The 25,700-nt window shown below is 67.2% G+C and carries 31 protein-coding genes; 16 read left to right on the top strand and 15 right to left on the bottom strand.

Annotated elements, in window-relative coordinates; all coding sequences use genetic code 11:
- Window positions 1–136 precede the first annotated feature (136 nt).
- Window positions 137–1,132 carry a phosphoadenosine phosphosulfate reductase gene (locus tag KTJ87_RS03785; protein WP_267137726.1) on the top strand — a complete coding sequence of 332 codons (996 nt, stop codon included), beginning with the start codon at window positions 137–139 and terminating at the stop codon, window positions 1,130–1,132.
- Here KTJ87_RS03785 and ureG read toward each other — a convergent pair.
- The 9 genes from ureG to KTJ87_RS03740 form a co-directional block, all read right to left on the bottom strand.
- Window positions 1,087–1,752 carry an urease accessory protein UreG gene (gene ureG, locus KTJ87_RS03780; protein WP_267137725.1) on the bottom strand — a complete coding sequence of 222 codons (666 nt, stop codon included), beginning with the start codon at window positions 1,750–1,752 and terminating at the stop codon, window positions 1,087–1,089. The two genes, KTJ87_RS03785 and ureG, sit on opposite strands and share 46 nt — an antisense overlap.
- Window positions 1,749–2,159 (bottom strand): hypothetical protein, encoded by a 411-nt coding sequence (locus KTJ87_RS03775; RefSeq protein ID WP_267137724.1) that lies wholly within the window; start codon window positions 2,157–2,159, stop codon window positions 1,749–1,751. The genes ureG and KTJ87_RS03775 overlap by 4 nt, the downstream gene beginning before the upstream one ends.
- Window positions 2,156–2,785: an urease accessory protein UreF gene (locus tag KTJ87_RS03770; RefSeq protein WP_267137723.1), complete on the bottom strand. Its 630-nt coding sequence runs from the start codon at window positions 2,783–2,785 to the stop codon at window positions 2,156–2,158. Before KTJ87_RS03770 ends, KTJ87_RS03775 begins: the two co-directional genes overlap by 4 nt.
- Window positions 2,775–3,080: a YrhK family protein gene (locus KTJ87_RS03765; RefSeq protein ID WP_267137722.1), complete on the bottom strand. Its 306-nt coding sequence runs from the start codon at window positions 3,078–3,080 to the stop codon at window positions 2,775–2,777. The genes KTJ87_RS03770 and KTJ87_RS03765 overlap by 11 nt, the downstream gene beginning before the upstream one ends.
- A complete protein-coding gene (locus KTJ87_RS03760) occupies window positions 3,064–3,603 on the bottom strand; it encodes an urease accessory protein UreE (RefSeq protein WP_267137721.1) in 540 nt (179 codons plus the stop codon). The genes KTJ87_RS03765 and KTJ87_RS03760 overlap by 17 nt, the downstream gene beginning before the upstream one ends.
- 13 nt (window positions 3,604–3,616) lie before the next feature.
- Complete coding sequence (ureC, locus tag KTJ87_RS03755; RefSeq protein WP_267137720.1) at window positions 3,617–5,326, bottom strand: urease subunit alpha; 1,710 nt, start codon at window positions 5,324–5,326, stop codon at window positions 3,617–3,619.
- Between the two features lie 21 nt (window positions 5,327–5,347).
- A complete protein-coding gene (locus KTJ87_RS03750) occupies window positions 5,348–5,653 on the bottom strand; it encodes an urease subunit beta (RefSeq protein ID WP_267137719.1) in 306 nt (101 codons plus the stop codon).
- Between the two features lie 127 nt (window positions 5,654–5,780).
- Window positions 5,781–6,083 (bottom strand): urease subunit gamma, encoded by a 303-nt coding sequence (locus KTJ87_RS03745; RefSeq protein ID WP_267137718.1) that lies wholly within the window; start codon window positions 6,081–6,083, stop codon window positions 5,781–5,783.
- Window positions 6,084–6,094: 11 nt separating this feature from the next.
- Complete coding sequence (locus tag KTJ87_RS03740; RefSeq protein WP_267137717.1) at window positions 6,095–6,922, bottom strand: urease accessory protein UreD; 828 nt, start codon at window positions 6,920–6,922, stop codon at window positions 6,095–6,097.
- 217 nt (window positions 6,923–7,139) lie between these two features.
- On the opposite strand from KTJ87_RS03740, the gene pyrC reads away from it, so the two are divergent.
- Together pyrC and KTJ87_RS03730 are read left to right on the top strand one after the other, a co-directional pair.
- Window positions 7,140–8,189 carry a dihydroorotase gene (pyrC, locus tag KTJ87_RS03735; protein ID WP_267137716.1) on the top strand — a complete coding sequence of 350 codons (1,050 nt, stop codon included), beginning with the start codon at window positions 7,140–7,142 and terminating at the stop codon, window positions 8,187–8,189.
- A gap of 79 nt (window positions 8,190–8,268) precedes the next feature.
- Complete coding sequence (locus KTJ87_RS03730) at window positions 8,269–8,949, top strand: orotate phosphoribosyltransferase (RefSeq protein ID WP_267137715.1); 681 nt, start codon at window positions 8,269–8,271, stop codon at window positions 8,947–8,949.
- Here the strand turns inward: KTJ87_RS03730 and KTJ87_RS03725 are convergent.
- Window positions 8,946–9,665: a vWA domain-containing protein gene (locus tag KTJ87_RS03725; protein ID WP_267137714.1), complete on the bottom strand. Its 720-nt coding sequence runs from the start codon at window positions 9,663–9,665 to the stop codon at window positions 8,946–8,948. The genes KTJ87_RS03730 and KTJ87_RS03725 overlap by 4 nt on opposite strands.
- A gap of 303 nt (window positions 9,666–9,968) precedes the next feature.
- On the opposite strand from KTJ87_RS03725, the gene KTJ87_RS03720 reads away from it, so the two are divergent.
- From KTJ87_RS03720 to KTJ87_RS03705, 4 genes are read left to right on the top strand one after another with little or no spacing between them, the layout of a single operon-like run.
- The gene (locus tag KTJ87_RS03720; protein ID WP_267137713.1) at window positions 9,969–11,477 is read left to right on the top strand and encodes a replicative DNA helicase; all 1,509 of its coding nucleotides are present in this window, start codon (window positions 9,969–9,971) and stop codon (window positions 11,475–11,477) included.
- Between the two features lie 50 nt (window positions 11,478–11,527).
- A complete protein-coding gene (gene alr, locus KTJ87_RS03715; protein WP_267137712.1) occupies window positions 11,528–12,577 on the top strand; it encodes an alanine racemase in 1,050 nt (349 codons plus the stop codon).
- Window positions 12,577–13,362, top strand: coding sequence for an MlaE family ABC transporter permease (locus KTJ87_RS03710; RefSeq protein WP_267137933.1), 786 nt, complete (start codon window positions 12,577–12,579; stop codon window positions 13,360–13,362). Before alr ends, KTJ87_RS03710 begins: the two co-directional genes overlap by 1 nt.
- Window positions 13,359–14,105, top strand: coding sequence for an ABC transporter ATP-binding protein (locus KTJ87_RS03705; protein WP_267137711.1), 747 nt, complete (start codon window positions 13,359–13,361; stop codon window positions 14,103–14,105). The genes KTJ87_RS03710 and KTJ87_RS03705 overlap by 4 nt, the downstream gene beginning before the upstream one ends.
- A 17-nt stretch (window positions 14,106–14,122) precedes the next feature.
- Here KTJ87_RS03705 and KTJ87_RS03700 read toward each other — a convergent pair whose 3' ends face one another.
- Window positions 14,123–14,398 (bottom strand): hypothetical protein, encoded by a 276-nt coding sequence (locus KTJ87_RS03700; RefSeq protein WP_267137710.1) that lies wholly within the window; start codon window positions 14,396–14,398, stop codon window positions 14,123–14,125.
- Between the two features lie 93 nt (window positions 14,399–14,491).
- Here KTJ87_RS03700 and KTJ87_RS03695 point away from each other — a divergent pair, with 93 nt between their 5' ends.
- The 5 genes from KTJ87_RS03695 (at window position 14,492) to KTJ87_RS03675 (ending at window position 19,015) form a co-directional block, all read left to right on the top strand.
- Complete coding sequence (locus KTJ87_RS03695; RefSeq protein ID WP_267137709.1) at window positions 14,492–14,923, top strand: paraquat-inducible protein A; 432 nt, start codon at window positions 14,492–14,494, stop codon at window positions 14,921–14,923.
- A 132-nt stretch (window positions 14,924–15,055) separates the two neighbouring features.
- The gene (gene radA / locus KTJ87_RS03690; RefSeq protein WP_267137708.1) at window positions 15,056–16,420 is read left to right on the top strand and encodes a DNA repair protein RadA; all 1,365 of its coding nucleotides are present in this window, start codon (window positions 15,056–15,058) and stop codon (window positions 16,418–16,420) included.
- A 21-nt stretch (window positions 16,421–16,441) separates the two neighbouring features.
- Window positions 16,442–17,002, top strand: a complete 561-nt coding sequence (locus KTJ87_RS03685; protein ID WP_267137707.1) for a CvpA family protein — start codon at window positions 16,442–16,444, stop codon at window positions 17,000–17,002.
- 102 nt (window positions 17,003–17,104) lie between these two features.
- Window positions 17,105–18,577 carry an amidophosphoribosyltransferase gene (purF, locus tag KTJ87_RS03680; protein ID WP_267137706.1) on the top strand — a complete coding sequence of 491 codons (1,473 nt, stop codon included), beginning with the start codon at window positions 17,105–17,107 and terminating at the stop codon, window positions 18,575–18,577.
- A gap of 168 nt (window positions 18,578–18,745) precedes the next feature.
- Window positions 18,746–19,015, top strand: a complete 270-nt coding sequence (locus KTJ87_RS03675) for a hypothetical protein (protein WP_267137705.1) — start codon at window positions 18,746–18,748, stop codon at window positions 19,013–19,015.
- A gap of 66 nt (window positions 19,016–19,081) precedes the next feature.
- On the opposite strand, the gene KTJ87_RS03670 is transcribed toward KTJ87_RS03675, so the two are convergent.
- Window positions 19,082–19,642, bottom strand: a complete 561-nt coding sequence (locus KTJ87_RS03670) for a biotin transporter BioY (protein ID WP_267137704.1) — start codon at window positions 19,640–19,642, stop codon at window positions 19,082–19,084.
- A gap of 105 nt (window positions 19,643–19,747) precedes the next feature.
- On the opposite strand from KTJ87_RS03670, the gene KTJ87_RS03665 reads away from it, so the two are divergent.
- From KTJ87_RS03665 to KTJ87_RS03650, 4 genes are all read left to right on the top strand, one after another.
- Window positions 19,748–20,404 carry an SDR family NAD(P)-dependent oxidoreductase gene (locus tag KTJ87_RS03665; RefSeq protein ID WP_267137703.1) on the top strand — a complete coding sequence of 219 codons (657 nt, stop codon included), beginning with the start codon at window positions 19,748–19,750 and terminating at the stop codon, window positions 20,402–20,404.
- Window positions 20,405–20,480: 76 nt separating this feature from the next.
- On the top strand, window positions 20,481–21,266 hold the full coding sequence (surE, locus tag KTJ87_RS03660) for a 5'/3'-nucleotidase SurE (RefSeq protein WP_267137702.1): 786 nt from the start codon (window positions 20,481–20,483) through the stop codon (window positions 21,264–21,266).
- A 9-nt stretch (window positions 21,267–21,275) separates the two neighbouring features.
- Window positions 21,276–21,914, top strand: coding sequence for a protein-L-isoaspartate(D-aspartate) O-methyltransferase (locus tag KTJ87_RS03655; protein WP_267137701.1), 639 nt, complete (start codon window positions 21,276–21,278; stop codon window positions 21,912–21,914).
- 49 nt (window positions 21,915–21,963) lie between these two features.
- Window positions 21,964–23,160 (top strand): LysM peptidoglycan-binding domain-containing protein, encoded by a 1,197-nt coding sequence (locus KTJ87_RS03650; RefSeq protein ID WP_267137700.1) that lies wholly within the window; start codon window positions 21,964–21,966, stop codon window positions 23,158–23,160.
- Window positions 23,161–23,268: 108 nt separating this feature from the next.
- Here the strand turns inward: KTJ87_RS03650 and KTJ87_RS03645 are convergent, their stop codons facing one another.
- The 3 genes from KTJ87_RS03645 to tatB are packed head-to-tail and all read right to left on the bottom strand — an operon-like array spanning window position 23,269 to window position 25,684.
- Window positions 23,269–24,108, bottom strand: coding sequence for an ATP-binding protein (locus KTJ87_RS03645; RefSeq protein WP_267137699.1), 840 nt, complete (start codon window positions 24,106–24,108; stop codon window positions 23,269–23,271).
- Window positions 24,105–24,977, bottom strand: a complete 873-nt coding sequence (gene tatC / locus KTJ87_RS03640) for a twin-arginine translocase subunit TatC (RefSeq protein ID WP_267137698.1) — start codon at window positions 24,975–24,977, stop codon at window positions 24,105–24,107. Before tatC ends, KTJ87_RS03645 begins: the two co-directional genes overlap by 4 nt.
- Entirely contained in the window at window positions 24,974–25,684 is a 711-nt protein-coding gene (gene tatB, locus KTJ87_RS03635; RefSeq protein ID WP_267137697.1) for a Sec-independent protein translocase protein TatB, read from the bottom strand. Before tatB ends, tatC begins: the two co-directional genes overlap by 4 nt.
- Window positions 25,685–25,700 lie beyond the last annotated feature (16 nt).

Raw genomic sequence — 25,700 nt, 5'->3', positions numbered from 1 at the left:
CTATCCGGTCGGCGCCAGTCGGGCAAATCCTACCGGTGCGTCGGGGCGGTTTTGGGACGATCTGGGATGATTTTTCTGCCCCGATACCATCAAATGGCCACGTTCCCCCCCTAGATGAAGGGAAACGGAGAGCAGGATGACAGGCGTAACGGCGGACGATGCGCAACGCGAACAGGACTTGCGGACCGCGCTTCTGGCGCGGATCAGCGAGGTGGAAGCCCCCCGCAGGTTCCTTCGCACGCTCGGCGCCCATCATCATGCCGCCTTTGCGCAAGGCAGCGAAACGCTGGTCGTCACCTTCGAGGACAGCGCCGCCGTCGCCGCCGAGGAAGACGCCCTGCCCCTTGCCCACACCCTGCGCGAGGCGTTCGGCTGGTCGGCGCTGTCGCTGCTGGCGGACCGGCGCGACTGGTTCCGCGCGCAGGCGGTCTATGACTTTTTCGACGAGATGACGGAAAAGGGGCTGTTCGACGCCTTCGACCGGGTGCTGTTCTACGGCGCGGGCACGTCTGGCCATGCGGCCTGCGCGTATTCCGTCTCTGCGCCCGGTGCCACGGTCATCGCCATCGCGCCGCAAGCGACGCTGAGCGCCCAGCGCGCTGCGTTCGATTCGCGCTTCCGCACCGCGCGGCGGCTCGATTTCACATCGCGCTACGGCTATGCCCCCGACATGCTGGACGCCGCCGAGGGCGCGCATATTTTCTTTGATCCCGCAATCTGGACCGATGCCGCCCACGCCGCACAGTTCAACCGCGCGCATATCCGCCTGCACCGCCTGTTCCATTTCGGCGAGACGCCCGAGACGATCCTGGTCGAGGGCGGGATGCTGGGCGCGATCTTCAGGCTGTTCGAAGAGGACAAGCTGACCCCTGCCCGCATCTCGCGCGCGCTGCGGGCGCGGCGCCAGACGCGCAGCTACCTGCTGCGGCTTACCCAGGTGCTGGCCGCCCGCAAGCACGACTATCTCAACGCGGTGATGTGCAACAACGTCGCCGTCCGCATGAACGCGCCGAGGTTCCGCAAGCGGGCCGACCAGATTGCCGCCGCGCTGAACGAGAAGGGCATCAGCCTGCCGTTCCAGGACGATCAGGTGATCCCGCCGCCCGCCGCCTCCGCCGCTGCCAAGGGCTGATCGGCCAACGTCAACCCGCCCTCGCGCACCAAAAACCGCACCACGTCCTCGACGCCGCGCCCCGTGCGGAGCGCCGCCATCACGAACGGGCGGTGCCCCCGCGCGGCAGCGGTGTCGCTGGCCAGAAGGTCCAGATCGACGCCGACATGCGGCGCAAGATCGGTCTTGTTCACCACCAGCAGGTCAGAGCGGGCCAGCCCCGGCCCCTTCTTGCGCGGGATGTCCTGCCCGGCGGCGGTGTCGATCACGTAGATCGAGATGTCCGCCAGTTCCGGGCTGAACGTCGCCGCCAGATTGTCGCCGCCCGATTCGATCAGGATCACGTCGAGATCCGGGAAGGCGGCGTTCAGGTCGGCGACGGCGGCAAGGTTGATCGACGCATCCTCGCGGATCGCGGTGTGCGGGCAGCCGCCCGTTTCCACCCCGCGAATGCGCTCGACCGGCAGCGCCTGCACCCGCATCAGATGCTCGGCATCCTCGCGCGTGTAGATGTCGTTGGTGATGACCGCGACGGAACAGCGGTCCGCCAGCGCGCGGCACAGCTTTTCGGTCAGCGTGGTCTTGCCCGCTCCGACCGGGCCGCCGATGCCCACGCGCAGGGGACCGTTGGGGCTTGTCACAGGCGCACGTCTCCGACCCGCTCGACCAGCCGCAGCGTCAGGGTTTCGTCCTCGATCGACACGCCGCCGATCTTCCACACGCCCTTGCTGCGGCCCATCGAGGCATTGTCGTTGTCGGTCAGCTCCACATGCCGCACCCAGACGACAGCGTCGTCCTTGAGAAGCGCCAGCCACTCTGCATGGTCCGGCTGCATCCACCACGCGGGGGTCTCGTCGTCCGATTCGGGCTTGGCCTCGGTGTAGGTGGGGCGATCCGATCCGGTCCAGTCAAAGGCGCCGCTTCCCCAGTCGCGCAGCACCGGAATCGGGTCTTCGCCCAGAACCGCCTGGGTGCGCGCATCATTCGGAACGGCAAGCGCAGAGCCGCGCTTGGTGTGTTTCAGACGGAAAAACGTCGGCTTCTTCATGTGCGGAAAATCCTGACTTCAAGCGTTTCATGGGCCATCGCTGCAATATCGGCAGCGAAGACGGCGCTGGCGATGTCCGCGACCTCGGCGGTCGCCGCCTCTGCGGCCACCTGCTCGATAACAGGGTGAAGCCGGGATAGCACGCCCTGCCCGTCCGACTGGCCAAGCGGCACGAACCGCACGGCGGCCGAAACAAGGGTCGAGGTGAAGCCATGCAGATAAAGCGCGGCGACCGTTTCGGTGGCCAGCGAAAGCCGCCGCGCCGCCACGCCGACCGCAACGGGATAGGGCATCGCCGCGATATCGTCCCCGGTCGCCATCGCTGCGGCGGCAAAGGCGCGGCCCTGATCCATCGTCTCGGCCCAGCGTTCACGCGAAGCACAAAGCGCGCGGGCGGTGTCAGACAGCGCGCCGCAATCCTCGCCGCGATGCGCAGCCGACAGAAGCGTCGCATCCGCGCGCCCGGCGCCCAGCGCCAACACGTCGCCAAGCCATTCCTGCAGCGACGCCGCGTCCGTCACGTCGCCCGCCAGAACCGCGGCCTCGAGCCCGTGCGAATAGGCATAGGCCCCGACGGGAAAAGCGGGCGACAGCCATTGCGTGAGGGTGAGAAGGTCAGCCGTCATGCGCCGGCGCAAGCCGCCCCGGACCCACACGCAGGTAATGCAGTTCGCGCACCAGTCGAAGCGACGGCTTGGCCGCGAACAGGACCGAACCGATCAGGAAGTTCCAGGTGCCGAAGGTCTTCCACGCCTCGAAGAAAAAGGCGATCGATCCGACGACAAAGCACAGCGCGGCGAGCATGTCGACAAGCGTGTAGACCACTTCGTACAGCGCATAGAGCCTGCGATGGGCTTGGGATTTCGTGCGGTTTCCGGGGGCGAACAGCGGCATAGTTCCTCCGTCAATGGCCGTGGTCATGCGAACCCTCCGGCGCATGATCGTGGTCATGGTCGTGCCCAGCATTGTGCCCATGGTCATGCCCGAAGGTCCGCCCATGACCATAGGCCCCGCCCTCGGGAGTGAAAGGGCCGACCGTGTCCCGCAGGTCCGCCCCAAGGTGTCGCAGCATGTCCGCCAGCACATGATCGGCACGGATCACCAGATGCCCGGCCCGGATCTCGCACGGGGTGTGGCGGTTGCCGATGTGCCAGGCAAGGCGCGGCAGATTCCCGCCGCGCACCTCGATCAACGGCTCGTCAGCGGCCTGCACGGCGATCAGCGCGCTGTGGCAATCAAAGGCGTCACCTTCGTTCAGGCTGACGACCTCGGGCAGGTCCACCAGCATGTCGCGCCCGTCGGCCAGCGTAAGCCGCTTGCGGCGCAAGAGCCGCGCCTCGTAGCTGAGCGACACCGCGCCCGCCGCGCCAGACCAGTCGCCCGCACGGCGCACGGCGTGGGCGATCAGGGGCGCGGTCTCGGTCGTGCCTTGCGAGGGGTCCATACCAATCAGCCCCTCAATACATGAAATACCGCTGTGCCATAGGCAGCTCGCGCGCGGGCTCGCAGGTCAACAGCTCGCCGTTCGCGCGCACCTCGTAGGTCTCTGGGTTGACCTCCATCGACGGGGTCGCGTCGTTCAGCACCATGTCGGCCTTGCCGATGCGGCGGGTGTTCTCGACCGCGACGACCGACTTGCCCAAGCCCAGCGCCTCGCCGATCCCCTCGTCGGCAGCCAGCGCCGAGACGAAGGTGACGGCCGAGTGTGTCACCGCCCGCCCCATCGCCCCGAACATGGGCCGCGAATAGACCGGCTGCGGCGTCGGGATCGAGGCGTTGGGATCACCCATCTGCGCCACCACGATGGACCCGCCCATCAGCACCATTTCCGGCTTCACGCCAAAGAACGCAGGTTTCCACAGCACCAGATCGGCGCGCTTGCCGACCTCGATGCTGCCGATATGCGCCGACATCCCCTGCGCGATCGCGGGATTGATCGTGTACTTGGCGATATAGCGCCGGACCCGGAAATTGTCGTTGTCCCCGGTTTCCTCGGCCAGCCGTCCGCGCTGCTTCTTCATCTTGTCGGCGGTCTGCCAGGTGCGGATCAGCACCTCGCCCACCCGCCCCATCGCCTGACTGTCGGACGCGATGATCGAGAACGCGCCCATGTCGTGCAGGATATCCTCGGCCGCGATGGTTTCCTTGCGGATGCGGCTTTCGGCAAAGGCCACGTCCTCGGGGATCGACTTGTCGAGGTGGTGACAGACCATGAGCATATCCAGATGCTCTTCCAGCGTGTTGACGGTGAACGGCCGTGTCGGGTTCGTGGACGACGGGATGACATGCGGGTTCTCGACCACCTTGATGATGTCGGGCGCGTGCCCGCCGCCCGCGCCCTCGGTGTGAAAGGCGTGGATCGTGCGGCCCTTGATCGCCGCCACCGTGTTCTCGACGAAACCGCTTTCGTTCAGCGTGTCGGTGTGGATCATCACCTGAACGTCGTATTCGTCGGCGACGGTCAGGCAACAATCGATGGCGCCGGGCGTGGTGCCCCAGTCCTCGTGCAGCTTGAGCGCGCAGGCCCCGCCGCGCACCATCTCGACCAGCGCGTCAGGGGTCGAGGCGTTGCCCTTGCCGGACAGCCCGATATTCATCGGCACCCCGTCGATGGCCTGCAACATCCGCCCGATGTGCCAGGGCCCGGGCGTGCAGGTGGTGGCCAGCGTGCCATGCGCAGGGCCGGTGCCGCCGCCCAGCATCGTCGTGACGCCCGAATGCAGCGCATCCTCGATCTGCTGGGGACAGATGAAATGGATGTGGCTGTCGAACCCGCCCGCAGTCAGGATCTTGCCCTCGCCCGCGATCACCTCGGTGCCGGGGCCGATGATGATGTCGACGCCGGGCTGGGTGTCGGGATTGCCGGCCTTGCCGATGGAGGCGATCCGCCCGCCGCGCAGGCCCACGTCCGCCTTGTAGATGCCGGTCACGTCGACGATCAGCGCGTTGGTGATGACGGTGTCCACGGCGCCGCCCGCCCGGCTGATCTGGGATTGCCCCATGCCATCGCGGATCACCTTGCCACCGCCGAACTTCACCTCTTCGCCGTAGGTGGTCAGGTCGCGCTCGACCTCGACGATCAGGTCGGTGTCGGCCAGCCGCACCCGGTCCCCGGTGGTGGGGCCATACATGTCGGCATAGGCGGCGCGGGAAATGGTGGCTGGCATGTCGGCTCTCCTTGAGGGCGGCTACAGCGCGCCCATCACCTGTTGATTGAAGCCCCAGACGGCGCGCCCGCCGCCATATGGCACCAGACGCACCTCGCGGGTCTGGCCAGGCTCAAAGCGCACGGCGGTCCCGGCGGCGATGTCCAGGCGCATTCCGCGCGCGGCGGCGCGGTCGAAGGACAGGGCAGAGTTGGTCTCGGCGAAATGGTAGTGGCTCCCGACCTGCACCGGGCGGTCGCCGGTGTTGGCGACCTCCAGCGTGATCGCGTCCAGACCGGCGTTCAGCACGATCTCGCCCGCCGCTGGCATCACCTCGCCGGGGATCACCGGCGCGGCTCCCGCACCCGGACGGGAACCGGGCGCGGCTGCGGCACAAGGCCCAGCACTTCCATCATCTTCTCAAACAATGTCATCGTCTCACCCCCAGGTTCTTCTTTGCGAAAATACGCATCTTTCAACGGATCGGATGGTGCACCGTCACCAGTTTGGTGCCATCCGGGAACGTCGCCTCGACCTGCACGTCGTGGATCATCGACGCGATGCCCTCCATACACTGTTCGGCGGTCACGACATGCGCGCCCGCCTCCATCAGGTCGGACACCGACCGCCCGTCGCGTGCGCCCTCGACCACGTAGTCGGTGATCAGCGCGATGGCTTCTGGATGGTTCAGCTTCACGCCGCGCTCCAGCCGTCCGCGCGCCACCATGGCGGCGAGCGAGATCAGCAGCTTGTCCTTTTCGCGGGGGGTCAGGTTCATGTTCGGTCCCTTCAGATCGTCCAGACGCGCGGCAGCGGACCGGGGCGCAGCGCCGCGATGGCCGCCATCACCAGCCGCCGCAGCGGAAACGCATCGGGCGCCATCGCCCTCAGCACGCATTTGCCGTCCCATCCGCTGACTGCCCAGGTCACGCCCGGCACATCGGGCAGCGCCCGCAGGCGTCCGGCGGCGTCCTCTGCGCCCGGCGCGATCAGCGCAAGCGTGGCGACGGCGCGGGCTCCGGCCAGCGTGGCGCGGCCCGTGCGGCGGGACAGGACCGTCTCGTCGATCCGCACCGGTTCGACCAGAACCGGGCAGCCATCGCGTGTGACCCGGCGGTGATCGCTGAACTCGGCACGCTCCACCACCTCGCCCATCGCGGCGCGGCCCAGCACCAGGGTCTCGACCATCAGACAGACGGCATCCCCCGCCAGCGCGATGTCGGTGCGGCGGGCCAGCGCGGCGCGCTCGAACAGGATCGTCTCCTGTGGCAGCCAGTCGAGCCGCGCGCCGGTCCCGACGGTCAGGGACACGTCCATCCGCGCCGTCCCGCCGGACGACGCATAGGCGCGCTCTGCCGTCTGGGTGGCGGCGGTGACCCTTGTGCCTGCGCCCAGCGCGACCTCGTAGCGCAACGCATCGCCGCCGGTCAGACCCCCGGCGGTGTTGAGGAACACCAGTTCCGGCCCCTCCCCATAGCTGGCGGGCAGCATCGCCTTGGCCGAGCCCGACTGGTGCAGGCGATCAAGGCGCGACTGCCCGCCGCGCAGGGAAAACGCCACCGCGGCATGGCCGCGGGCACGTTGCAACTCGGGAGGAGGCATGGCTGCGTCGTACATCTTCGGCGTTTCTTCTGTCCCCCGCACGCTGGACGGGCGCGGCGGGCGCAGCAATTTGCGCGGGCCGCCTCGACGGGCCCCCGCCCCCCTGTTTGCCGCCGGTTGACCCGGATTGAGGCAACTTGCCCGTTTCTTAGGCGATGCGCGAACTCGCGCGCCGCCTTGGCCCTCTGTTTCCAGTGGCGCCGCGCCGCGCCATTCGGTATCGCCTCGCCCCATGACCGAGACGCTGACGATCCGCCGCCCCGACGACTGGCACCTGCACCTGCGCGACGGCGCGGTCCTGCGAGCCGTGCTGCCCGAAACGGCGCGCCACTTCGCTCGCGCCATCGTGATGCCGAACCTCGTTCCCCCTGTGGTGACGGGCGCCGAGGCTGCCGCCTACCGCGACCGCATCCTGGCCGCGCTGCCGACAGGCATGACGTTCGAGCCGTTGATGACGCTCTACCTGACTGAAGACACCGACCCGGACGATGTGGCCGCCGCCCATGCCAGCGGGCTGGTCACGGCGGTCAAGCTGTATCCGGCGGGGGCCACGACGAATTCCGCCTCGGGCGTGCGCGACTTCGACAAGGTGCGCGGCGTGCTGGACCGGATGGCCGAGATCGGCCTGCCGCTGTGCGTGCACGGCGAAGTCACGGACCCCGATATCGACATCTTCGACCGCGAGGCGGTGTTCATCGACCGCGTGCTCGACCCGGTGCGCCGGGCCACGCCGGGGCTGCGGGTGGTGATGGAACACGTCACCACCCGCGAGGCGCGCGACTATGTGCTGGCGCAGGACGGGGGCGATCTTGCCGCGACGATCACCGTGCAGCACTTGATGCTGGACCGGAACGCCATGCTCGTGGGCGGCCTGCGCCCGCATTACTACTGCCTGCCGATCCTCAAGCGCGGCACCCACCGCGCCGCGCTGGTCGAGGCGGCAATCTCGGGCGATCCGCGATTCTTTCTGGGCACCGACAGCGCGCCGCATCCGACCCGCAAGAAAGAGGCCGAGTGCTGCGCGGCGGGATGCTTTACCGCGCCCGTCGCTCTGTCCTGCCTTGCGCATGTGTTCGAAGAGGCAGGCGCGCTGGCCCGGCTCGAGGCGTTCACCTCGCTGAACGGCCCCGCGTTCTACGGCCTGCCTGCGAACGGCGACACGATCACGCTGACGCGGGGGGCTGCCGCAGCGCCACTAGGCCAGATCGAGACCGACGCGGAAACCGGGCCGATCACGGTGTTCGATCCCGGTATTCCCCTGCACTGGCGCGTCACCCCGTGACGCGCAAAACTTTCATGGAAAGTTTTGACCAAAGCCTCGTCGAGGCTTTGCCCGCGAGACCCCGAAAGGAGCGCCCTGAATGATCCCGTCGAGTTTCCCCACCCGCGAAGAGATCGCCCGCCTGTCCGCCCGGATGCTTCTGGAAATCGGCGCGGTGAACTTCCGCCCCGAAGAGCCGTATATCCTGGCCTCCGGCCTGCCGTCGCCCACCTACATCGATTGCCGCAAACTGATCTCCTACCCGCGCATCCGCTCCACCCTGATGGATTTCCTGACCGTTACGGTCATGCGCGACGCAGGCTTCGAGGCGTTCGACAACATCGCGGGCGGCGAGACGGCGGGCATCCCCTTTGCCGCGCTGGTGGCAGAGCGCATGGCGCTGCCGATGAGCTATGTGCGCAAGAAGCCCAAGGGCTACGGCCGCAACGCCCGCATCGAGGGCGCGATGGCGCCCGGCCAGCGGGTGCTTCTGGTCGAGGACCTGACGACCGATGGCGGATCGAAGCTGTCTTTCGTGGACGCGATCCGCGAGACGGGGGCGAGTTGCGGCCACACGGCGGTGATCTTCTACTACGGCATTTTCCCCGAGACGGAAAAGACGCTGGGCGACCACGGCATCGCGCTGCATCACCTGTGCACCTGGTGGGACGTGTTGGCCGAAGCGCGCACCAGCGGGGTATTCCCGGCCGACACGCTGCATCAGGTCGAAGGCTTCCTGAAGGATCCGCGCGGCTGGCAAGAGGCGCACAAGCCCGCCTAGCCTGCGGTCCTGCTGCGCTCCAATCGTCCGATCAGCGGGCAGCCCAGCGTCGCGTTCAGCGCCGCTATCAACTCGCCCACCGTCTCGGTCGAGGTGTAGGTGCCGCCGGTGATCTCGGCCATGCATTCTGCCACGGTCGGCGCCTCGAGGTGGCCTGCGCCCGCGCCGCTTTCCCAGTCGAAATACTCGGCCCGCACGCGGAAGCCCACAACATGGATCGTCAAGTCCGCCGCCTCGGCCCGCAGCCGCAGGGCAGAGGCGCAGGGATCGCCGCCGCAGGTTTCCTTGCCATCCGTCACCAGCACCACGACGCCCGGTGCCGCGCGGAAGTCCAGAACCTCGGCCGCCGTCTCGACTGCCTGCGTCAGCGGTGTGGTGCCGAACGGCGCCAGCGCATCGATGGCAAGGATGATCGGACCGGCGGCTGCGGGACGCGGCGCAAAGTGCAGGCGGATATTCTCGCACGGAGGGCGGGCGCCGGGGCCGTAGACGATCAGCCCGATGTCGCGCAGCGGCGCGACCTGCGGCATCGCCTGCTGGATCGCCGCGCGCGCATCCGAAATCCGCGGCCCGCCGCGCATCGTCACGCCGTTCTCGGCCATCGAGCCGGACCCGTCGAACACCACCATCGCGTCCGATGTGCAGCCCGCGATGGCCTGCGTCGCGGCAAGGCAGGTGGCGGTCGCGCTGGCGACAAGACAGGCAGGCAGGCGCATGGATGGTCCCTTTTCATGGCAGTCTGCCCCGACCCTGCCCGCCGCGCAAATCACGGACCTGCGCGCGGCAAGATTTCTGTGGATCACTTCGGAATGGTTTGTGGACAGATTGGCCCGATCGCGCCTGTTCAGCCCACAACCGGCGCGCCGCCGACCATATCTATCGCTTCTTGGCCCCAAACGCGCTACATCTTGGAACAGCATCCGGGCATCCCAAGGCCATACAGACCTTGTCCACAGACTTGTTCCTCTTTCGCCCGCACCGGTCTTTCGCATATCCCTTCGCGCTTACAGGGGGCTGACATGAACAGTTTGACAACGATACGGCCGGATCAGCCAAAGGCCGACGACATCGAGACGATCCCGCACTCCATCGAGGCCGAACAGCAGCTTCTGGGCGCGATTCTTACCAACAACGACATCTTCGACCGGGTCGCGGCGATCATCGAGCCCGAGCATTTCTATGATCCGGTGCACCGGCGCATCTACGAGACGGCGGCGACGCGCATCCAGAAGAACGCGCTTGCCTCGCCGGTGACGCTGAAATCCTTTCTCGAGGATGACGAGGGCCTCAAGGAACTTGGCGGCGGCGCGTATCTGGCCAAGCTGGCGGGCGCTGCGATCTCGTCCTTCGCCGCGCGCGACTATGCGCAGATGCTCTATGATCTGGCGATCCGGCGGCAGTTGATCGAACTGGGCAACGAGATTTCCGGCAAGGCCGCCAAGGTCGATGTCGCCAGCGAGCCCGCCGACCAGATCGTCGAGGCCGAGCAGCGGCTGTATCAGCTTGCCGAAAAGGGTCAGGCGGACACCGGGTTCCAGTCGTTCCTGCGGGCCGTGACCGACGCCGTGCAGGTCGCCAATGCCGCCTACATGCGCGAGGGCGGGCTTGCGGGCATCTCGACCGGGCTGGCCGATCTGGACAAGAAGCTGGGCGGCCTGCACAAGTCCGACCTTCTGATCCTTGCCGGGCGCCCGTCGATGGGCAAGACCTCGCTGGCGACCAACATCGCCTTCAACATCGCCAAGGCCTACCGCAAGGGCCTGCGCGCCGATGGCACAGAAGGTTCGGTCGATGGCGGCGTCGTCGGCTTCTACTCGCTGGAAATGAGCGCCGAGCAGCTTGCCGCCCGTATCCTGTCCGAAGCCTCCGAAGTGCCGTCGGAACAGATCCGGCGCGGCGACATGTCCGAGGCCGAATTCCGCCGTTTCGTCGATGCCGCCAAGGCGCTCGAATCCTGCCCGCTCTATATCGACGACACTCCCGCCCTGCCGATCAGCCAACTGGCCGCGCGGGCCCGGCGGCTGAAGCGCCAGCACGGGCTGGACGCGCTGTTCGTCGACTACCTCCAGTTGGTCCGCCCCGCCTCGGCCAAGGACAGCCGGGTGAACGAGGTGTCCGAGATCACCCAGGGCCTGAAGGCCATCGCCAAGGAACTGGATATTCCCGTGGTCGCGCTGTCGCAGTTGTCGCGGCAGGTCGAATCGCGCGAGGACAAGCGCCCGCAGCTGTCCGACCTGCGCGAATCCGGCTCGATCGAGCAGGACGCGGACGTGGTGATGTTCGTGTTCCGCGAGGAATACTACAAGGAACGCGAGAAGCCCGGCGACCATGAGCTGGAAAAGATGGCCAAGTGGCAGGACGAGATGTCGGCCCTGCACGGCAAGGCCGAGGTCATCATCGGCAAGCAGCGTCACGGCCCCATCGGATCGGTGGACCTGTCGTTCGAAGGCCGCTTCACCCGCTTCGGCAATCTTGTGAAACCGTGGCAGACCGGCGCGGTCGGACCGCGCGGCGCGGAAGACATTTAACCCCGCTTTCCGCTTGCCAGCCCGCCGCCGCCCGTCCAAAACAGCGGCCCATGGGAACGGGCATTCTGACCATTGATCTCGACGCGCTCGCCGCCAACTGGCGGGCGCTCGATGCCGCGTCCGCCGCCACGGTGGAAACCGCCGCGACGGTCAAGGCCGACGGCTACGGCCTTGGCATCGGCGCCGTCGCGCGCACACTGGCCCGCGCGGGCGCGCGCCGCTTCTTCGTCGCCGTCGCCGAGGAAGGCGCCGCGCTGCGCGAGGCGCTGGGGCCGGGGCCGCAGGTGCATGTCTATTCGGGGCACATGCCCGGCGACACCGACATGATCGCCGATCTGCAGCTGATCCCGATGCTCAACTCGATCGAGCAGATGACCCGCCATTTCGAGGCATTGCCCGGCCATCCCTTCGGCGTGCAGCTGGATTCGGGCATGAACCGCCTTGGCATGGAGCCCGCCGAATGGGCCGCCGTGCGCGCGGTGGTCATGGCGCAAAAACCCGACCTTGTGATGAGCCACCTCGCCTGCGCCGACGAGCCGGATCACGAGATGAACCCCCGCCAGCTTGCCGCCTTCCGCGAGATGACCGCCGGGCTCGACTGCCCGTTGTCCATCGCGGCGACCGGCGGCGTGCTTCTGGGGCCGGACTATCACTTCGGTATGACCCGCCCCGGCATCGGTCTTTACGGCGGCATGCCCTTCGAAGACGCGCGCCCCGTGGCGCACCTGTCGCTGCCGATCATCCAGATCCGCCCGCTGGACGCCGGGGAACCCGTCGGCTACGGCAATTCCTGGCACGCCGATGCCCCCGCGCGCATCGCCACCGTCAGCGCAGGCTACGCCGACGGCATCACCCGCCACATCTCGAACCAGGCTGTCCTGTTCGCGGGCGATGTGCCCTGCCCTCTGGTGGGCCGGGTGTCGATGGACCTGCTGACCATCGACGTCACCCACCTGCCCGAGGTGCCCAGCCACCTCGACCTTCTGGGCGTGCACCAGACCGTCGACGACATCGCCGACATCGCGGGCAGCATCGGCTACGAGGTGCTCACCCAGCTTGGCCGCCGCTACACCCGGCGCTACAAGGGCGGCATGGCGTGATGGACACGCTCCTGTCGCCCCTCGCGGCGCTGGGGCGCGCCACGCTCTCGCTGTTGGCCGCCATCGGCAGCGTGGCCATATTCGCCGCCGACGCGGTCAGCCAGATCCTGCGCCCGCCGCTCTACGTCCGCGAATTCGGCACCGCCCTTCTGACGATCGGCTGGTTCTCGCTGCCTGTCGTGGCACTGACGACGCTGTTCACCGGCGGCGCGCTGGCCTTGCAGATCTACGCGGGCGGCGCGCGCTTCAACGCCGAAGCCGTGGTGCCGCAGATCGTCGCCATCGGCATGGTGCGAGAGCTTGGCCCGGTGCTGACCGGCCTGATGGTCTCGGGCCGCGTCGCATCGGCCATCGCGGCGGAACTCGGCACGATGAAAGTGACCGAGCAGATCGATGCCCTGACGACGCTGTCCACCAACCCGATGAAATACCTCGCCGCGCCGCGCATCCTCGCCGCCACGCTCGCGCTGCCGCTGCTGGCGGGCGTCGGCGACGTAATCGGGATCATGGGCGGCTACCTTGTCGGCACCTCGCGGCTGGATTTCAACGCGGCCACCTACCTGACCAACACCGCGCAGTTCCTTGTCGCGGGCGACGTGGTCTCGGGTCTCGTCAAGGCGGCGGTCTTCGGCTTCATCGTGGCGCTGATGGGCTGCTACCACGGCATGAACTCGGGCCGCGGCGCCGAGGGCGTGGGCCGCGCCACCACCAACGCCGTGGTGTCGTCGTCGGTGATGATCCTCGCCTCCAACTACGTCCTCACCGAACTGTTCTTCTCGGCATGATCGAGCTGTCCGGCGTCCATAAATCCTTCGGCGCCAAGCATGTCCTGCAAGGCATCGACCTGACGATCCCGCGCGGCGAAAGCATGGTGGTCATTGGCGGCTCGGGCACCGGCAAGTCGGTCCTGCTGAAATGCATCCTTGGCCTCGTGCGCCCCGATGCGGGCAGCATCACGCTGGACAGCGAGGATGTGACCCGCGCCGACCGCGACGCCTTTCTCGCCCGCTTCGGCATGCTGTTCCAGGGCGGCGCGCTGTTCGATTCGATGACCGTCTGGCAGAACGTCGCCTTCCGCCTCCTGCGCGGCACGCAAAAACGCCCCAAGGCAGAGGCGCGCGAGATCGCCATCGAGAAACTGCGCCGCGTCGGCCTGCAGCCCGAGACCGCCGATCTGTTCCCCGCCGAGCTTTCAGGCGGCATGCAGAAACGCGTCGGTCTTGCCCGCGCCATCGCGGCCGAACCCGAGATCATCTTCTTCGACGAGCCCACCACCGGCCTCGACCCGATCATGTCGGGCGTCATAAACGACCTGATCCGTGAGATCGTCACCGAGATGGGCGCAACCGCCATGACCATCACCCATGACATGACCTCCGTGCGCGCCATCGCCGACCGCGTGGCGATGCTGCACAATGGGGTGATCCAGTGGACCGGCCCCGTCGCCGGGATGGACGCCTCGGGCGATCCCTATCTTGACCAGTTCATCCACGGCCGCGCGACGGGACCGATCGAGGCGGTGAGGTGATCTGCAATCCAATCACGCTAGACTAGTGGATCGACTGCTTGGGCAATTAGCGCTAGAGCCGTGAAGAGTGCTGCAAAGCGGTTCCAACGCGCCTGATGGCGAAGCGTCGCGATGAGGTCGTATCTTGCTTGTCCATCAACAATTTCTACTCCTCCGCGATCAAGTTGCTCGCCCGGAGCAGCAGCACGAATACGGCGGGCTAGCTCCTGCTTTCGTGACACAGTCTTACAGGCGTAGAACCACAAGGCCGCGGAAATAAGCGCTATGGCAATAGTAACAGGCGCCAGGTCCATTTAGGGCTTTCCTTTCAGGATAAATCTCACTCATCAGGACACTGACAATGCGCCGAGAAAATGCCCAGTGAAACATTTTCAGTGAGATTGAGGATGCGCACGCTCCGCCTCTACACCAACCTCTCCCTCCTCATCCTCTTCCCCCTCGCCTGGACCGCCCCGCTTCTGCGCGCGGGCCTGCTCCCCCTTTTCGGCCTGTCGGAAATCTCGGTCCTGTCGGGCATCGCATCGCTCTGGCGCACCGACCCGGCGCTGGCCCTGATCGTCGCGCTCTTCGCCCTCGTCCTGCCCTACGCGAAAACCCTTGCCCTCGCCGCCATCCAGCTTGGCTGCCTGCCCCGCCGCTGGCTCCCCGCTCTCACGGTCCTGACGAAATTCGCCATGGCCGATGTCTTCCTCGTCGCGCTCTACATCGTTCTCGCCAAGGGCACCGGCGTCGGGCGCGTGGAAACCGCCTGGGGGCTCTACCTCTTCACCGCCTGCATCCTCGCCTCGCTCACCCTCAGCCTGTCCGAGAAACGCTGACCCCATCTTTGGTCTGCAAATACCTCCGGAGGGTTTGGGAGGCAGAGCCTCCCATGCGGTCCGGCGGGGGCTCGATGCCCCCGCAGGACCGCCCCCCTTGCGGAACGCCTGCAGAACATCGCAAATAGCCCCATGGCCAAGTCACCCACCTTCACCTGCCAGTCCTGCGGCGCGTCCCATTCCAAATGGTCCGGGCGCTGCGAGGCCTGCGGCGCCTGGAACTCCATCCTCGAGGAGGCGCCGCTCTCTTCCGGGCCTGCCAAGACGGCCCTCGGCGCCGCGCGGGGCGCCTCTATCGCCCTCAGCGATCTGTCGACCGCCGAGGCGGCGCCGCCGCGCACCTCCTCGGGGCTGGCGGAACTCGACCGGGTTCTGGGCGGCGGACTGGTGCCCGGCTCGGCAATCCTGGTGGGGGGCGATCCCGGCATCGGCAAGTCGACGCTGCTCTTGCAGGCCGCCGCGCGCTTTGCGCAGCAGGGCCTCGATTGCCTGTACATCTCCGGCGAGGAAGCCAGCGCGCAGGTGCGGATGCGTGCCCAGCGCCTTGGCCTCGAACAGGCGCCGGTCAGGCTCGGGGCGGAAACCAACCTGCGCGACATCCTCACCACGCTCGACACCGTGCGCCCCGCGCTCGCGATCATCGATTCGATCCAGACGATGTGGGCCGACAACGTCGGCAGCGCGCCCGGCTCGGTGTCCCAAGTGCGCGCCGCCGCGCATGAGCTGGTCAGTTTCGCCAAGCGGCGCGGCACGGCGGTGATCCTTGTGGGGCACGTCACCAAGGACGGCCAGATCGCCGGTCCGCGCGTCGTCGAGCATATGGTCGATACCGTGCTGTATTTCGAGGGCGAGCGCGGGCACCAGTTCCGCATCCTGCGCGCGGTCAAGAACCGCTTCGGCCCTGCCGACGAGATCGGCGTCTTCGAGATGACTGGCGGCGGGTTGGCCGAGGTCGCGAACCCATCGGCACTGTTCCTGTCGGACCGCGACGCGCCCGCGCCCGGTTCGGTCGTCTTTGCGGGCATCGAGGGCACGCGCCCGGTGCTGGTCGAGTTCCAGGCGCTCGTCGCGCCGACACCCCACAGCCAGCCGCGCCGCACCGTCGTCGGCTGGGATGGCGGGCGCCTTGCGATGATCCTTGCCGTGCTCGAGGCGCGCTGCGGCATCCCCTTCACCGGCCTCGATGTCTACCTGAACGTCGCGGGCGGGATGAAGATCAGCGAACCGGCCGCCGATCTGGCGGTGGCGGCGGCACTTTTATCGGCGCGCGAAGATGCGGCGCTTCCCGCCGATACAGTTGTTTTCGGTGAAATCTCGCTGTCTGGCGCGCTTCGGCCGGTGGGTCAGACCGAAAACAGGTTGAAAGAGGCGGAGAAACTTGGTTTCTCCACGGCGATTGCGCCGGAACGCAGCAAGACGGGCCCGGGAACCGGCCTGACGATGCGACAAATGCCGGATCTGACGCGGTTCGTGGGTGAGATTTTCGGGGCGGGCTGACCTCCCGCCGGAGAGAGGGGCATGGACAGCTTCACGATTCTGGACGGTGGCGTCGCCATCGTCATCCTTCTTTCCGCAATCCTCGCCTATGCGCGCGGGCTGACGCGTGAATTGATGGCCATCGTCGGATGGGTCGGCGCCGCAGTGGTGGCGTTTCTGTTCGCGCCCCGCGCCATGCCGCTCGTCAAGGAAATCCCCTATGTGGGCGATTTCCTGCGCGACAGCTGCGAGTTGTCGGTGATCGCCGCCTTCGCGGCCGTCTTCGCCGTCGCTCTGGTGATCGTGTCGCTGTTCACGCCGCTGTTTTCCTCGCTGATCCAGCGCTCGGCGCTCGGCGGCGTCGATCAGGGGCTTGGGTTCCTGTTCGGTGTCGTGCGGGGGCTGGTGCTGGTTGCGGTCGCGCTGGTGCTCTATGACCGCATCGTTCTCGACGACAGCTATCCGGTTGTGGACAATTCCCGCACCGCGCAGATCTTCGCGGGCGCACAGGACGACATCAATCAGGCGGTGCCCACGGATGCGCCCGGCTGGATCGTGCAGCGCTATGAAGAGCTTGTGAACGCGGGCGAGTGCGAGATCTGAGCCCTTGCGCCAAAGGCGCACGGACTTATGTGATCGTTCCGTGACACCTGCCCGTGTTTTCCGTATGACGGGCGCAACACCGTCCCCCATGGATTCGAACTTATGGTCGATACCGACGACTGGCGTGCCCACCCTTTCGATGACGACAAGCTGAGAGAGGAATGTGGCGTCTTTGGCGTCATCGGTCTTTCGGATGCGGCGAACTTTGTCGCGCTTGGTCTTCACGCCCTGCAACACCGCGGACAAGAGGCGGGCGGCATCGTCAGCCATGACGTCGCCCACGGCTTCAACTCGGCCCGCCGCTTTGGCTATGTGCGCGACAACTTCACCAAGGTGTCGCTGATGGAAACGCTGCCCGGCCCCTTGGCCATCGGGCATGTGCGCTATTCCACCGCCGGGTCCAAGGGCAACACCCAGATCCGCGACGTGCAGCCGTTCTTCGGTGAATTCTCTGTCGGCGGCGTCGCCATCGCGCATAACGGCAACATCACCAATGCCGCCGCCCTGCGCCGCGAGCTGATCGAGCGCGGCTCGATCTTTCAGTCTTCCTCGGACAGCGAATGCATCATCCACCTGATGGCACGCTCGCTGCAGCGCACGATCCCCGAGCGGATGAAGGATGCGCTGCGCCGCGTCGAGGGCGCGTTCAGCGTCGTGGCGATGACCCGGACCAAGCTGATCGGGGTGCGTGATGCGCTTGGCGTGCGCCCGCTGGTGCTGGGCCGCGTCGGCGGCGGCTGGGTGCTGTCGTCCGAAACCTGCGCGCTCGACATCATCGGCGCCGAGTTCGAGCGCGAGGTCGCGCCGGGCGAGATGGTGGTGATCGAGAACGGCGAATTGACCAGCCACCGCCCGTTCGAGCACAAGAAGCCTCGCTTCTGCATCTTTGAGCACGTCTATTTCTCGCGCCCCGACAGCCATTACGGCGGCCGCTCGGTCTATGAGACCCGCCGCCAGATCGGCGTCGAGCTTGCGCGCGAAACCCATGTGGACGCCGATCTTGTCTGCCCGGTGCCCGACGGCGGAACGCCTGCCGCCATCGGCTACAGCCAGGAATCGGGCATCCCCTACGGCATGGGGATCACCCGCAACCAGTACATGGGCCGGACCTTCATCGAACCGACCGAACAGATCCGCAACATGGGCGTGCGGCTGAAGCTGAACGTCAATCGCAAGCTGGTCGAGGGCAAGCGCGTGATCCTTGTCGACGACTCGGTCGTGCGCGGCACCACCAGCCGCAAGATCAAGGACATGATCCTCGATGCCGGGGCAGCCGAGGTTCATTTCCGCGTCGCCTCGCCGCCGACCGCTTGGCCGTGCTTTTACGGCGTCGACACGCCCGAGCGGGAAAAACTGCTGGCCGCGACCATGTCCGAGGACGAGATGCGCGAGCATCTTGAGGTCGACAGCATCAAGTTCATCTCGCTTGATGGTCTGTATCGCGCCGTGGGCGAGGCCAATGGCCGCGACCCCAAGCAGCCGCAATATTGCGATGCGTGTTTCTCGGGCGAATACCCTGTCGCGCCCTCCGACAAGATCGAGGAAGGCTTCCGGCTCAAGACCGCCGCCGAATAGCGCCGGTCACGTTTGCGCCAGCGCAGCGCGGCCCGGGCGGCATTCCGCCTGTCGCCGCGCGGCGTGCGCGGGCTTTGGCGCATCGCTCTGGCGCCTTGTTTACAAGGCCCTCGCCGCCCCCTAGCGCAGCAGTCCGACAAGACTGCCGCGCAAAGGAGCGACACGAACATGGCCGAGCAGACATCCCCCCAACCGAGCCCCGTCGAGGGTTACGCGACCGAGGCGAACCGCCTGTCGCTGGACGGCACCGCGCTGATCGGCGTGATGGGGCCAAGCGACAACCAGGAGGCGCTGATCCGGTTTTCATCGGGAAAGATCGTGAAGGTGCGCCGGGGCGCAAAGGTCTCGGGGCTGGGCGTCATCGCTGCGATCCGCGGCGACCGCGTCATCCTGTCGGACAAGGGCCGCACCCGCACGCTTGCCGTTCTTGGCGGCTGAACGCCCGAACGAAAAACGCCGCGCCCGAAGGCGCGGCGTTCATCATTTCAGGGCGTGGCCGTCGGATCAGGCGCGCTTGCCCAGCGCGGCCCAGCCGCCGGTGACGACCAGCGCCGCCAGAACCGCCTTGACCGCATCACCAATCAGGAACGGCGACATCCAGCCCGACCACAGCTCGGGCATCGTCTTGCCCATCAGCGCGGCAGGCCATGCAAGCCCGGGAACGTAAAGCAGAAGCGACACCACGACTGCAGCAATCGCCATCCGCACGAAACCGCGCGCAAGGCCGGTTTCAACGGCCAGACCAGCCAGAACCGCCATCATCGCAAAGCCGATCAGGAAGCCGCCGGTCGGGCCCATCATGTAGGCCAGCGTCGAGGCGCCGTTGGCAAAGACCGGAAGGCCAACCGCGCCCTCGGCCAGATACAGAAGCAGCGTCGCGCCGCCAAGCCGCGCGCCGAAGGTCAGGCCGACGATCAGGATCGCAAGCGTCTGCAGCGTCATCGGCACCGGGTAGAACGGCACCGCGATCTGTGCGGCCAGCGCGATGAACAGCGAGCCGGCAACGGCCATCGCCGCCTTCTGGGTCAGGCTCAGGCCGGGCAGGAGGGCTTTGGTGAGGGTCATGTCGTGTGCGTCCTTCGGTTCTGGGTTTGCGCTGAAAATCCACTCTGCGCGACACAGTGTCAACACGGCTTGCGCTAACGCCCCGCCGGTGACAAAGCGTGCGCCATGACCGATCAGCCCGACCGCCCCGTTCTTGTCACCGGTGCCTCGCGCGGCCTTGGCGCCGCGATAGCCGAGGCGCTGGCCCCGCGTTTCCACGTTGTCGCCGTCGCCCGCACCGTCGGCGGGCTGGAAGACCTGGACGACCGCATCAAGGCAAAGGGCGGACAAGCGACGCTTGCGCCGATGGATGTGACCACGCCGGGCGCGATGGCGCATCTGTGCCGGTCGATCTTTGATCGCTGGGGGGGGGTGCGCCTGTGGGTCCACACGGCGGTGCAGGCGCCGCCGCTGTCGCCCGCCGATCACGTTGCCGCCAAGGACTTCGACAAGGCGCTTGCCGTCAATGTCACCGCAACGGCGACGCTGATCCCGATGGTCTCGCCGCTGCTGCGGCCGGAGGACGGCGCGGCGGTGTTTTTCGACGACCCCCATGTAGGCGAAAAGTTCTTTGGCGCCTATGCCGCGACCAAGGCGGCGCAGATCGCGCTGGCCCGTGCCTGGGCGGCCGAGACGGCGCGGCTTGGCCCCAAGGTTCATGTGCTGACGCCTGCACCGATGCCCACCGCCACCCGCGCGCGGTTCTTTCCCGGTGAGGATCGCGCCGCCCTGGCCCGGCCCGAGGCCGAAGCGGCGCGGCTTCTGGCAGGGATCGGGCTTTGACGGGCGCCTGAATGCGCAACCCCGCCTTGCCGCGCGGGCGGCTGTCGCCTAACAAAGACAAAACCTCGGGGCAGGCATGCGGATACTCATCACCAACGACGACGGCATCAACGCCGAGGGCCTGAAGGTCCTGCACGAGATCGCGGCCGAGATCGCGGGCCCGGGCGGCGAGGTCTGGACCGTCGCCCCCGCCTTCGAGCAATCGGGTGTCGCCCACGCGACCAGCCATGCCCACCCCACGATGATCGTGCAATACAGCGACCGGGTCTTTGCCGCCGAAGGCTCGCCCGCCGACTGCGTCCTGGCGGGTCTGCATGACGTGATGGCGGGATCGCCGCCCGACCTGGTGCTGTCGGGCGTGAACCGGGGCAACAACTCGGCCGAGAACGCGGTCTATTCCGGCACTCTTGGCGCCGCGATGGAAGCGGCGTTGCAAGGTCTGCCCGCCATCGCGCTGTCGCAATACCTTGGCCCGCACAATTTCAACGCCGACGACCGGTTCGAGGCTTCGCGCAGGCACGGCGTGCGCGTGGTGCGCGATCTTCTGGACAAGGGCCTGTGGGACGACGCCGACTACCGGCTGTTCTACAATGTCAACTTCCCGCCGGTCCCGGCGGCGCAGGTTGGCGGCGTCAAGGTCACGTCGCAGGGGTTTCGCCGCGCAGGCGCGCACCGGGTGGAACCCTATACCTCGCCAAACGGGCGCAAGTTCCTGTGGATCGTCGGCTCGTCGCAGCAGACGGAAACCGCGCCGGGCACCGACGCGGCGGCGAACCTGCAGGGATTCATCTCGGTCACGCCAATGCGCGCGGATTTCACCGCGCACGAGGTGGTGGACGACCTTCGGTCCCGTCTGGAGTAACCGCACGAGATGTTCGATGCCGAGCAGAAGATGCAGTTCCTCTTCGCGCTTCGCTCAAAGGGCGTCACCGACACACGTGTGCTGACCGCGATGGAAACGGTGGACCGGGGCGACTTCGTGCGCGGCATCTTTGCCAATCGCGCCTACGAGGACATGCCGCTGCCGATCGCTTGCGGGCAGACGATCAGCCAGCCGTCCGTGGTCGGGCTGATGAGCCAGGCGCTGAACGTGCAACCGCGCGACAAGGTGCTCGAGGTCGGCACCGGCTCGGGCTACCAGGCGGCGATCCTGAGCCAGCTTGCGCGGCGGGTCTACACCGTCGACCGCCACCGCCGCCTCGTGCGCGAGGCGAAAGAGGTGTTCGACCGCGCCGGGCTGGTCAACATCACCGCCTTCACCGCCGACGGCAGCCACGGGCTGCCCGACCAGGCGCCGTTCGACCGGATCATCGTCACGGCGGCCGCCGAGGACCCGCCCGGCCCCCTATTGGCGCAACTGCGGATCGGGGGTATCATGGTATTGCCTGTGGGACAGTCGGACGCGGTGCAGAGCCTTATCAAGGTCACACGCACCGATGCGGGGTTCGAGTATGACGAGCTGCGCGACGTGCGCTTCGTGCCTCTTCTCGAGGGGCTGGGACAGGATTGAAGGAACGCCCCCGGGGACACGGGGGGAAGACCTGATGAGGATGAGCAAGATGACCGTTTCGACGCACATATTTCGAATGACCCTGGCCAGAACCTTTGGCGGCCTGTCGATCTTCGCACTTGCCGCCTGCAGCGGTCCGCTGGATTTCGACTTGCGCGACCTTGCCGACAGTGGCGCCGACACCACCGCTGCGGTGCAGTCGGTGTCCGACCGGCCCGATGCCGACAACCGCGGCGTGATTTCCTATCCGCAGTTCCAGGTGGCCGTCGCCCGGCGCGGCGACACGGTCGGCACCATCGCCACCCGCGTCGGCCTGCCCGCCGAGGAGCTTGCCAGCTACAACGCGCTGACCACGGACACGTCCTTGCGCGAAGGTGAGGTTCTGGCCCTGCCCCGCCGCGTGGCGGAACCCTCTGCCGCGACCGGGGCGAGCGGCAACCGCATCGACGTCTCGGCCCTGGCCTCGAACGCCATCGACCGCGCCGAGGCCTCGGGCCAGGCCGCGCCGCAAGCGGGCGCCGCGCCGGTGATCCAGACCGGCCCCGCGCCGATCCGCCACCAGGTCGTGCGCGGAGAGACCGCCTATTCGATCTCGCGGCTCTATGGCGTGTCGGTGCGATCACTCGCGGACTGGAACGGGCTTGGCCCCGATTTGTCGGTGCGTGAAGGGCAGTTCCTGCTGATCCCGGTCGCCTCGTCCGGCGCGGCGCCCTCCCCGACCCCGGCGCAGGTGCCCGAGACGCAAATCGCCTCTGCCCCCGGCGCGGGCAGCGTGGCCCCGCTGCCGCCCTCCTCTGCGGCGCCCCTGCCCGACGAGACCGAGGAAGCCGCCGCCGCCGCGCCGCCCGCCTCGCCCAATCTCGGAAGCCAGACGACCGCCGCCAGCGCCTCCGGCGCAAAGTTCCGCGCGCCGGTGTCCGGGCCGATCATCTCGGAGTATTCCGAGGCCGACAAACGGTCCTACGTGGTCTTTGCCGCCGACAACGGCACCCCCGTGCGCGCCGCCGCCGATGGCACGGTGACGCTGGTCTCACCCGACACGACAGGCAACACCTACCTGGTGATCCGCCATTCGGGGAACGTGTCATCGGCCTATGCCGAGATTTCCGACATCAAGGTGGCGAAGGACCAGACCGTCAAGGCGGGCGACGTGATCGCCACGGTGAACAACAACTCCGGGTCTGGCCTGCGGTTCTTGTCGCTGCGCGGCGCCGAACTGGTGAACCCGGCGCAATTCCTGCCGTGAGGTTTCGCGCGGCTTGCGCCGCGCGACCGGGCTGGGGGGCTCTGCCCCCCAGACCCCCCGGAGGTACTTGTGGACCAAAAATGACAAGGGCGCGCGCGCCCCGAGTATCTAGAGCCGGACGCCCTGCCGTCCTGCAAGATCGGTGAAATACTGCCATGCGACGCGGCCCGAGCGGGCGCCGCGCGTGGCCTGCCATTCGATCGCCTCGGCGCGGAGCGCGGCGTCGTCGATCCTGATCCCGTAGGCGTCGCAATAGCCCCGGATCATCGCCAGATAGTCGTCCTGCGTGCAGGGGTGGAAGCCCAGCCACAGGCCGAAGCGGTCGGAAAGCGATACCTTTTCTTCGGTCGCCTCGGCGGGGTTGATGCCCGACTGCCGCTCGTTCTCGATCATGTCGCGCGGCATCAGGTGGCGGCGGTTCGAGGTGGCGTAGAACACCACGTTGTCCGGGCGCCCCTCGATGCCGCCGTCGAGCACGGCCTTTAGCGACTTGTAGTGCTGGTCGTCATGGCTGAAGGACAGATCGTCGCAAAACAGCACGAAGCGGACATCGGCGCCGCGCAAGAGGCCAAGCAGGCGGCCGATGGACGGGATATCCTCGCGCTGGATCTCGATCAGCTTGAGCGCATGCCCCTCGGCCACTACGGCGGCATGGACCGCCTTCACGAGCGAGGATTTTCCCATGCCCCGCGCGCCCCACAGCAGCGCGTTGTTCGCAGGAAAGCCGCGCGCGAATTGCAGGGTGTTCTGCACCAGCGTGTCGCGGGCGCGGTCAACGCCGATCAGCAGGCCAAGATCGACCCGGTTCACCTGCTGCACCGGCACCAGCCTGTCGGGCGCGACATGCCACAGGAAGGCGCCTGCCCCGCCGAAGTCGGGGGCGGCGCCGGGGGGCGGACTGATCCGCTCCAGCGCTTCTGCGATGCGGCCCAGCGCGTCCCCGGTCACGCGTCGCCCTTGGGGTTGCCAAGATCGTCGAGGTCTTCGTCCTCGTCGAGGATGCCTTCGGCGCGCAATTGTTCGGTGCGCTTCTTCTCGACACGGCGCACGAGGAAGATCGAGATCTCGTAAAGCCCGTAGACGACCACGAACAGGATCACCTGCGTGATGACATCGGGCGGCGTGACGATGGCGGCCAGAAGCAGGATCGCGACGACCGCATATTTGCGCACATCCGCCAGACCGCGCGAGGAGACAAGGCCCGCCTTGCCCATCAGCGTCAGCAGCACCGGAAGTTGAAAGCACATCCCGAAGGCGACGATGAACTTGATCGTGAGGTTGAGGTATTCCTGCGCCGAGCCCTGGAACACCACCGACAGCCCTTGCCGCACGCCCTCGTCCGGCACGGCCTCGCCCGATTGTCCGAATTGCTGGAATCCGAGGAAGAAGTCATAGGCCAGCGGCGTGACGACGTAGAAGGCGAAGGAAGCACCGAGGATGAACATGAACGGGGAGGCGACGAGGAAGGGCAGGAACGCGCCCTTCTCGGACCGGTAGAGACCCGGCGCCACGAAGCGCCAAAGCTGGCTGGCGATGAACGGAAACGACAGGAAGAAGCCGCCGAGCAGCGACACCTTGATCGCGACGAAGAAGCCTTCCTGCGGCGAGATGAAGATCAGGTCGCAATTCTGGCCGCGCGCGGCAAGCTGCTGGCACAGCGGATCGGTGAGAAAGTTGAAGATCGGCGTGGCGACGGTAAAGCAGATCACCATGCCGACGAGGAAATAGCCGACGCACCACATCAGGCGCGTGCGCAGCTCGGCCAGATGCTCGATCAGCGGCGCCGAAGTGTCCTCGATCTCATCGGCCTTGCTCATTCGGTGTCATCCCCGGCGGGTTTTGCGGCGGCCTTGCTGCGGCGGGCGGCGGGCGGCTTTGCAGTCGTGGTCGCGGTCTTGGCGGGTTTCGCCTTGGCCGGTGTCTTCGGCGCGGCCTTTGCCGGTGTCTTGGGCTTTGCGGCGGCAGCGGGTTTGGACTTGTCAGCGGCAGCGGGTTTGGGCTTGGCCGGTGCCTTGGGCCTGGAGGCCGCCGCAGGTTTCGCAGCTGGTTCCGCTGGGGCCTCGGCGGCCTGCACCTCGGTTTCGACGCGGTCGGCAGCGCGTTTGGCGGCCCCGGTCTTCAGCTTTTCGGCGGCGGCGGCGCGTTCTTCGGCCAGCTTTTGCGTCGCGGGGCCCTTGGCAGGCGCGGAGGCCACGGCGTCCTTGGTCTCGGTCGGTTTCGATCCCTTCGCGGCCTTCGTCGGGTCCCATTTCTCGAAGCGGTCGGCGGCGTCGTTCAGGCGGTCAAGGCCCAGCTTGCGCGCCGAGGTCGCGTTCTTGAGGTCCGCGCCCATCTTCTTGAGATCGCTCGCGCCCGCCTCTTCGGCGGCATCGTTCATGGCGCGCTGAAAATCGCGGGCCATGCCGCGCATCTTGCCCGTGAACCGCCCAAGTGTGCGGAACATGCCGGGCAGGTCCTTGGGGCCCACCACGATCAGGGCGACGACGCCGATGACCAGAAGCTCGGTCCAGCCGATGTCGAACATGGGTGCTTATGCCTTC

Origin of the sequence: Anianabacter salinae (genome assembly GCF_019061145.1) — a bacterium.
Classification (GTDB): domain Bacteria; phylum Pseudomonadota; class Alphaproteobacteria; order Rhodobacterales; family Rhodobacteraceae; genus Anianibacter; species Anianibacter salinarum.
This window is presented reverse-complemented; position numbering and strand designations above follow the sequence as displayed.

Coding starts and splice junctions, on each gene's coding strand:
- KTJ87_RS03785 (WP_267137726.1), top strand. CDS start 137: ATGACAGGCGTAACGGCGGACGATGCGCAACGCGAACAGGACTTGCGG.
- KTJ87_RS03775 (WP_267137724.1), bottom strand. CDS start 2,159: ATGAAGAAGCCGACGTTTTTCCGTCTGAAACACACCAAGCGCGGCTCT.
- KTJ87_RS03770 (WP_267137723.1), bottom strand. CDS start 2,785: ATGACGGCTGACCTTCTCACCCTCACGCAATGGCTGTCGCCCGCTTTT.
- KTJ87_RS03765 (WP_267137722.1), bottom strand. CDS start 3,080: ATGACCACGGCCATTGACGGAGGAACTATGCCGCTGTTCGCCCCCGGA.
- KTJ87_RS03760 (WP_267137721.1), bottom strand. CDS start 3,603: ATGGACCCCTCGCAAGGCACGACCGAGACCGCGCCCCTGATCGCCCAC.
- ureC (WP_267137720.1), bottom strand. CDS start 5,326: ATGCCAGCCACCATTTCCCGCGCCGCCTATGCCGACATGTATGGCCCC.
- KTJ87_RS03745 (WP_267137718.1), bottom strand. CDS start 6,083: ATGAACCTGACCCCCCGCGAAAAGGACAAGCTGCTGATCTCGCTCGCC.
- KTJ87_RS03740 (WP_267137717.1), bottom strand. CDS start 6,922: ATGTACGACGCAGCCATGCCTCCTCCCGAGTTGCAACGTGCCCGCGGC.
- pyrC (WP_267137716.1), top strand. CDS start 7,140: ATGACCGAGACGCTGACGATCCGCCGCCCCGACGACTGGCACCTGCAC.
- KTJ87_RS03730 (WP_267137715.1), top strand. CDS start 8,269: ATGATCCCGTCGAGTTTCCCCACCCGCGAAGAGATCGCCCGCCTGTCC.
- KTJ87_RS03725 (WP_267137714.1), bottom strand. CDS start 9,665: ATGCGCCTGCCTGCCTGTCTTGTCGCCAGCGCGACCGCCACCTGCCTT.
- KTJ87_RS03720 (WP_267137713.1), top strand. CDS start 9,969: ATGAACAGTTTGACAACGATACGGCCGGATCAGCCAAAGGCCGACGAC.
- alr (WP_267137712.1), top strand. CDS start 11,528: ATGGGAACGGGCATTCTGACCATTGATCTCGACGCGCTCGCCGCCAAC.
- KTJ87_RS03710 (WP_267137933.1), top strand. CDS start 12,577: ATGGACACGCTCCTGTCGCCCCTCGCGGCGCTGGGGCGCGCCACGCTC.
- KTJ87_RS03705 (WP_267137711.1), top strand. CDS start 13,359: ATGATCGAGCTGTCCGGCGTCCATAAATCCTTCGGCGCCAAGCATGTC.
- KTJ87_RS03700 (WP_267137710.1), bottom strand. CDS start 14,398: ATGGACCTGGCGCCTGTTACTATTGCCATAGCGCTTATTTCCGCGGCC.
- KTJ87_RS03695 (WP_267137709.1), top strand. CDS start 14,492: ATGCGCACGCTCCGCCTCTACACCAACCTCTCCCTCCTCATCCTCTTC.
- radA (WP_267137708.1), top strand. CDS start 15,056: ATGGCCAAGTCACCCACCTTCACCTGCCAGTCCTGCGGCGCGTCCCAT.
- KTJ87_RS03685 (WP_267137707.1), top strand. CDS start 16,442: ATGGACAGCTTCACGATTCTGGACGGTGGCGTCGCCATCGTCATCCTT.
- purF (WP_267137706.1), top strand. CDS start 17,105: ATGGTCGATACCGACGACTGGCGTGCCCACCCTTTCGATGACGACAAG.
- KTJ87_RS03675 (WP_267137705.1), top strand. CDS start 18,746: ATGGCCGAGCAGACATCCCCCCAACCGAGCCCCGTCGAGGGTTACGCG.
- KTJ87_RS03670 (WP_267137704.1), bottom strand. CDS start 19,642: ATGACCCTCACCAAAGCCCTCCTGCCCGGCCTGAGCCTGACCCAGAAG.
- KTJ87_RS03665 (WP_267137703.1), top strand. CDS start 19,748: ATGACCGATCAGCCCGACCGCCCCGTTCTTGTCACCGGTGCCTCGCGC.
- surE (WP_267137702.1), top strand. CDS start 20,481: ATGCGGATACTCATCACCAACGACGACGGCATCAACGCCGAGGGCCTG.
- KTJ87_RS03655 (WP_267137701.1), top strand. CDS start 21,276: ATGTTCGATGCCGAGCAGAAGATGCAGTTCCTCTTCGCGCTTCGCTCA.
- KTJ87_RS03650 (WP_267137700.1), top strand. CDS start 21,964: ATGACCGTTTCGACGCACATATTTCGAATGACCCTGGCCAGAACCTTT.
- tatC (WP_267137698.1), bottom strand. CDS start 24,977: ATGAGCAAGGCCGATGAGATCGAGGACACTTCGGCGCCGCTGATCGAG.
- tatB (WP_267137697.1), bottom strand. CDS start 25,684: ATGTTCGACATCGGCTGGACCGAGCTTCTGGTCATCGGCGTCGTCGCC.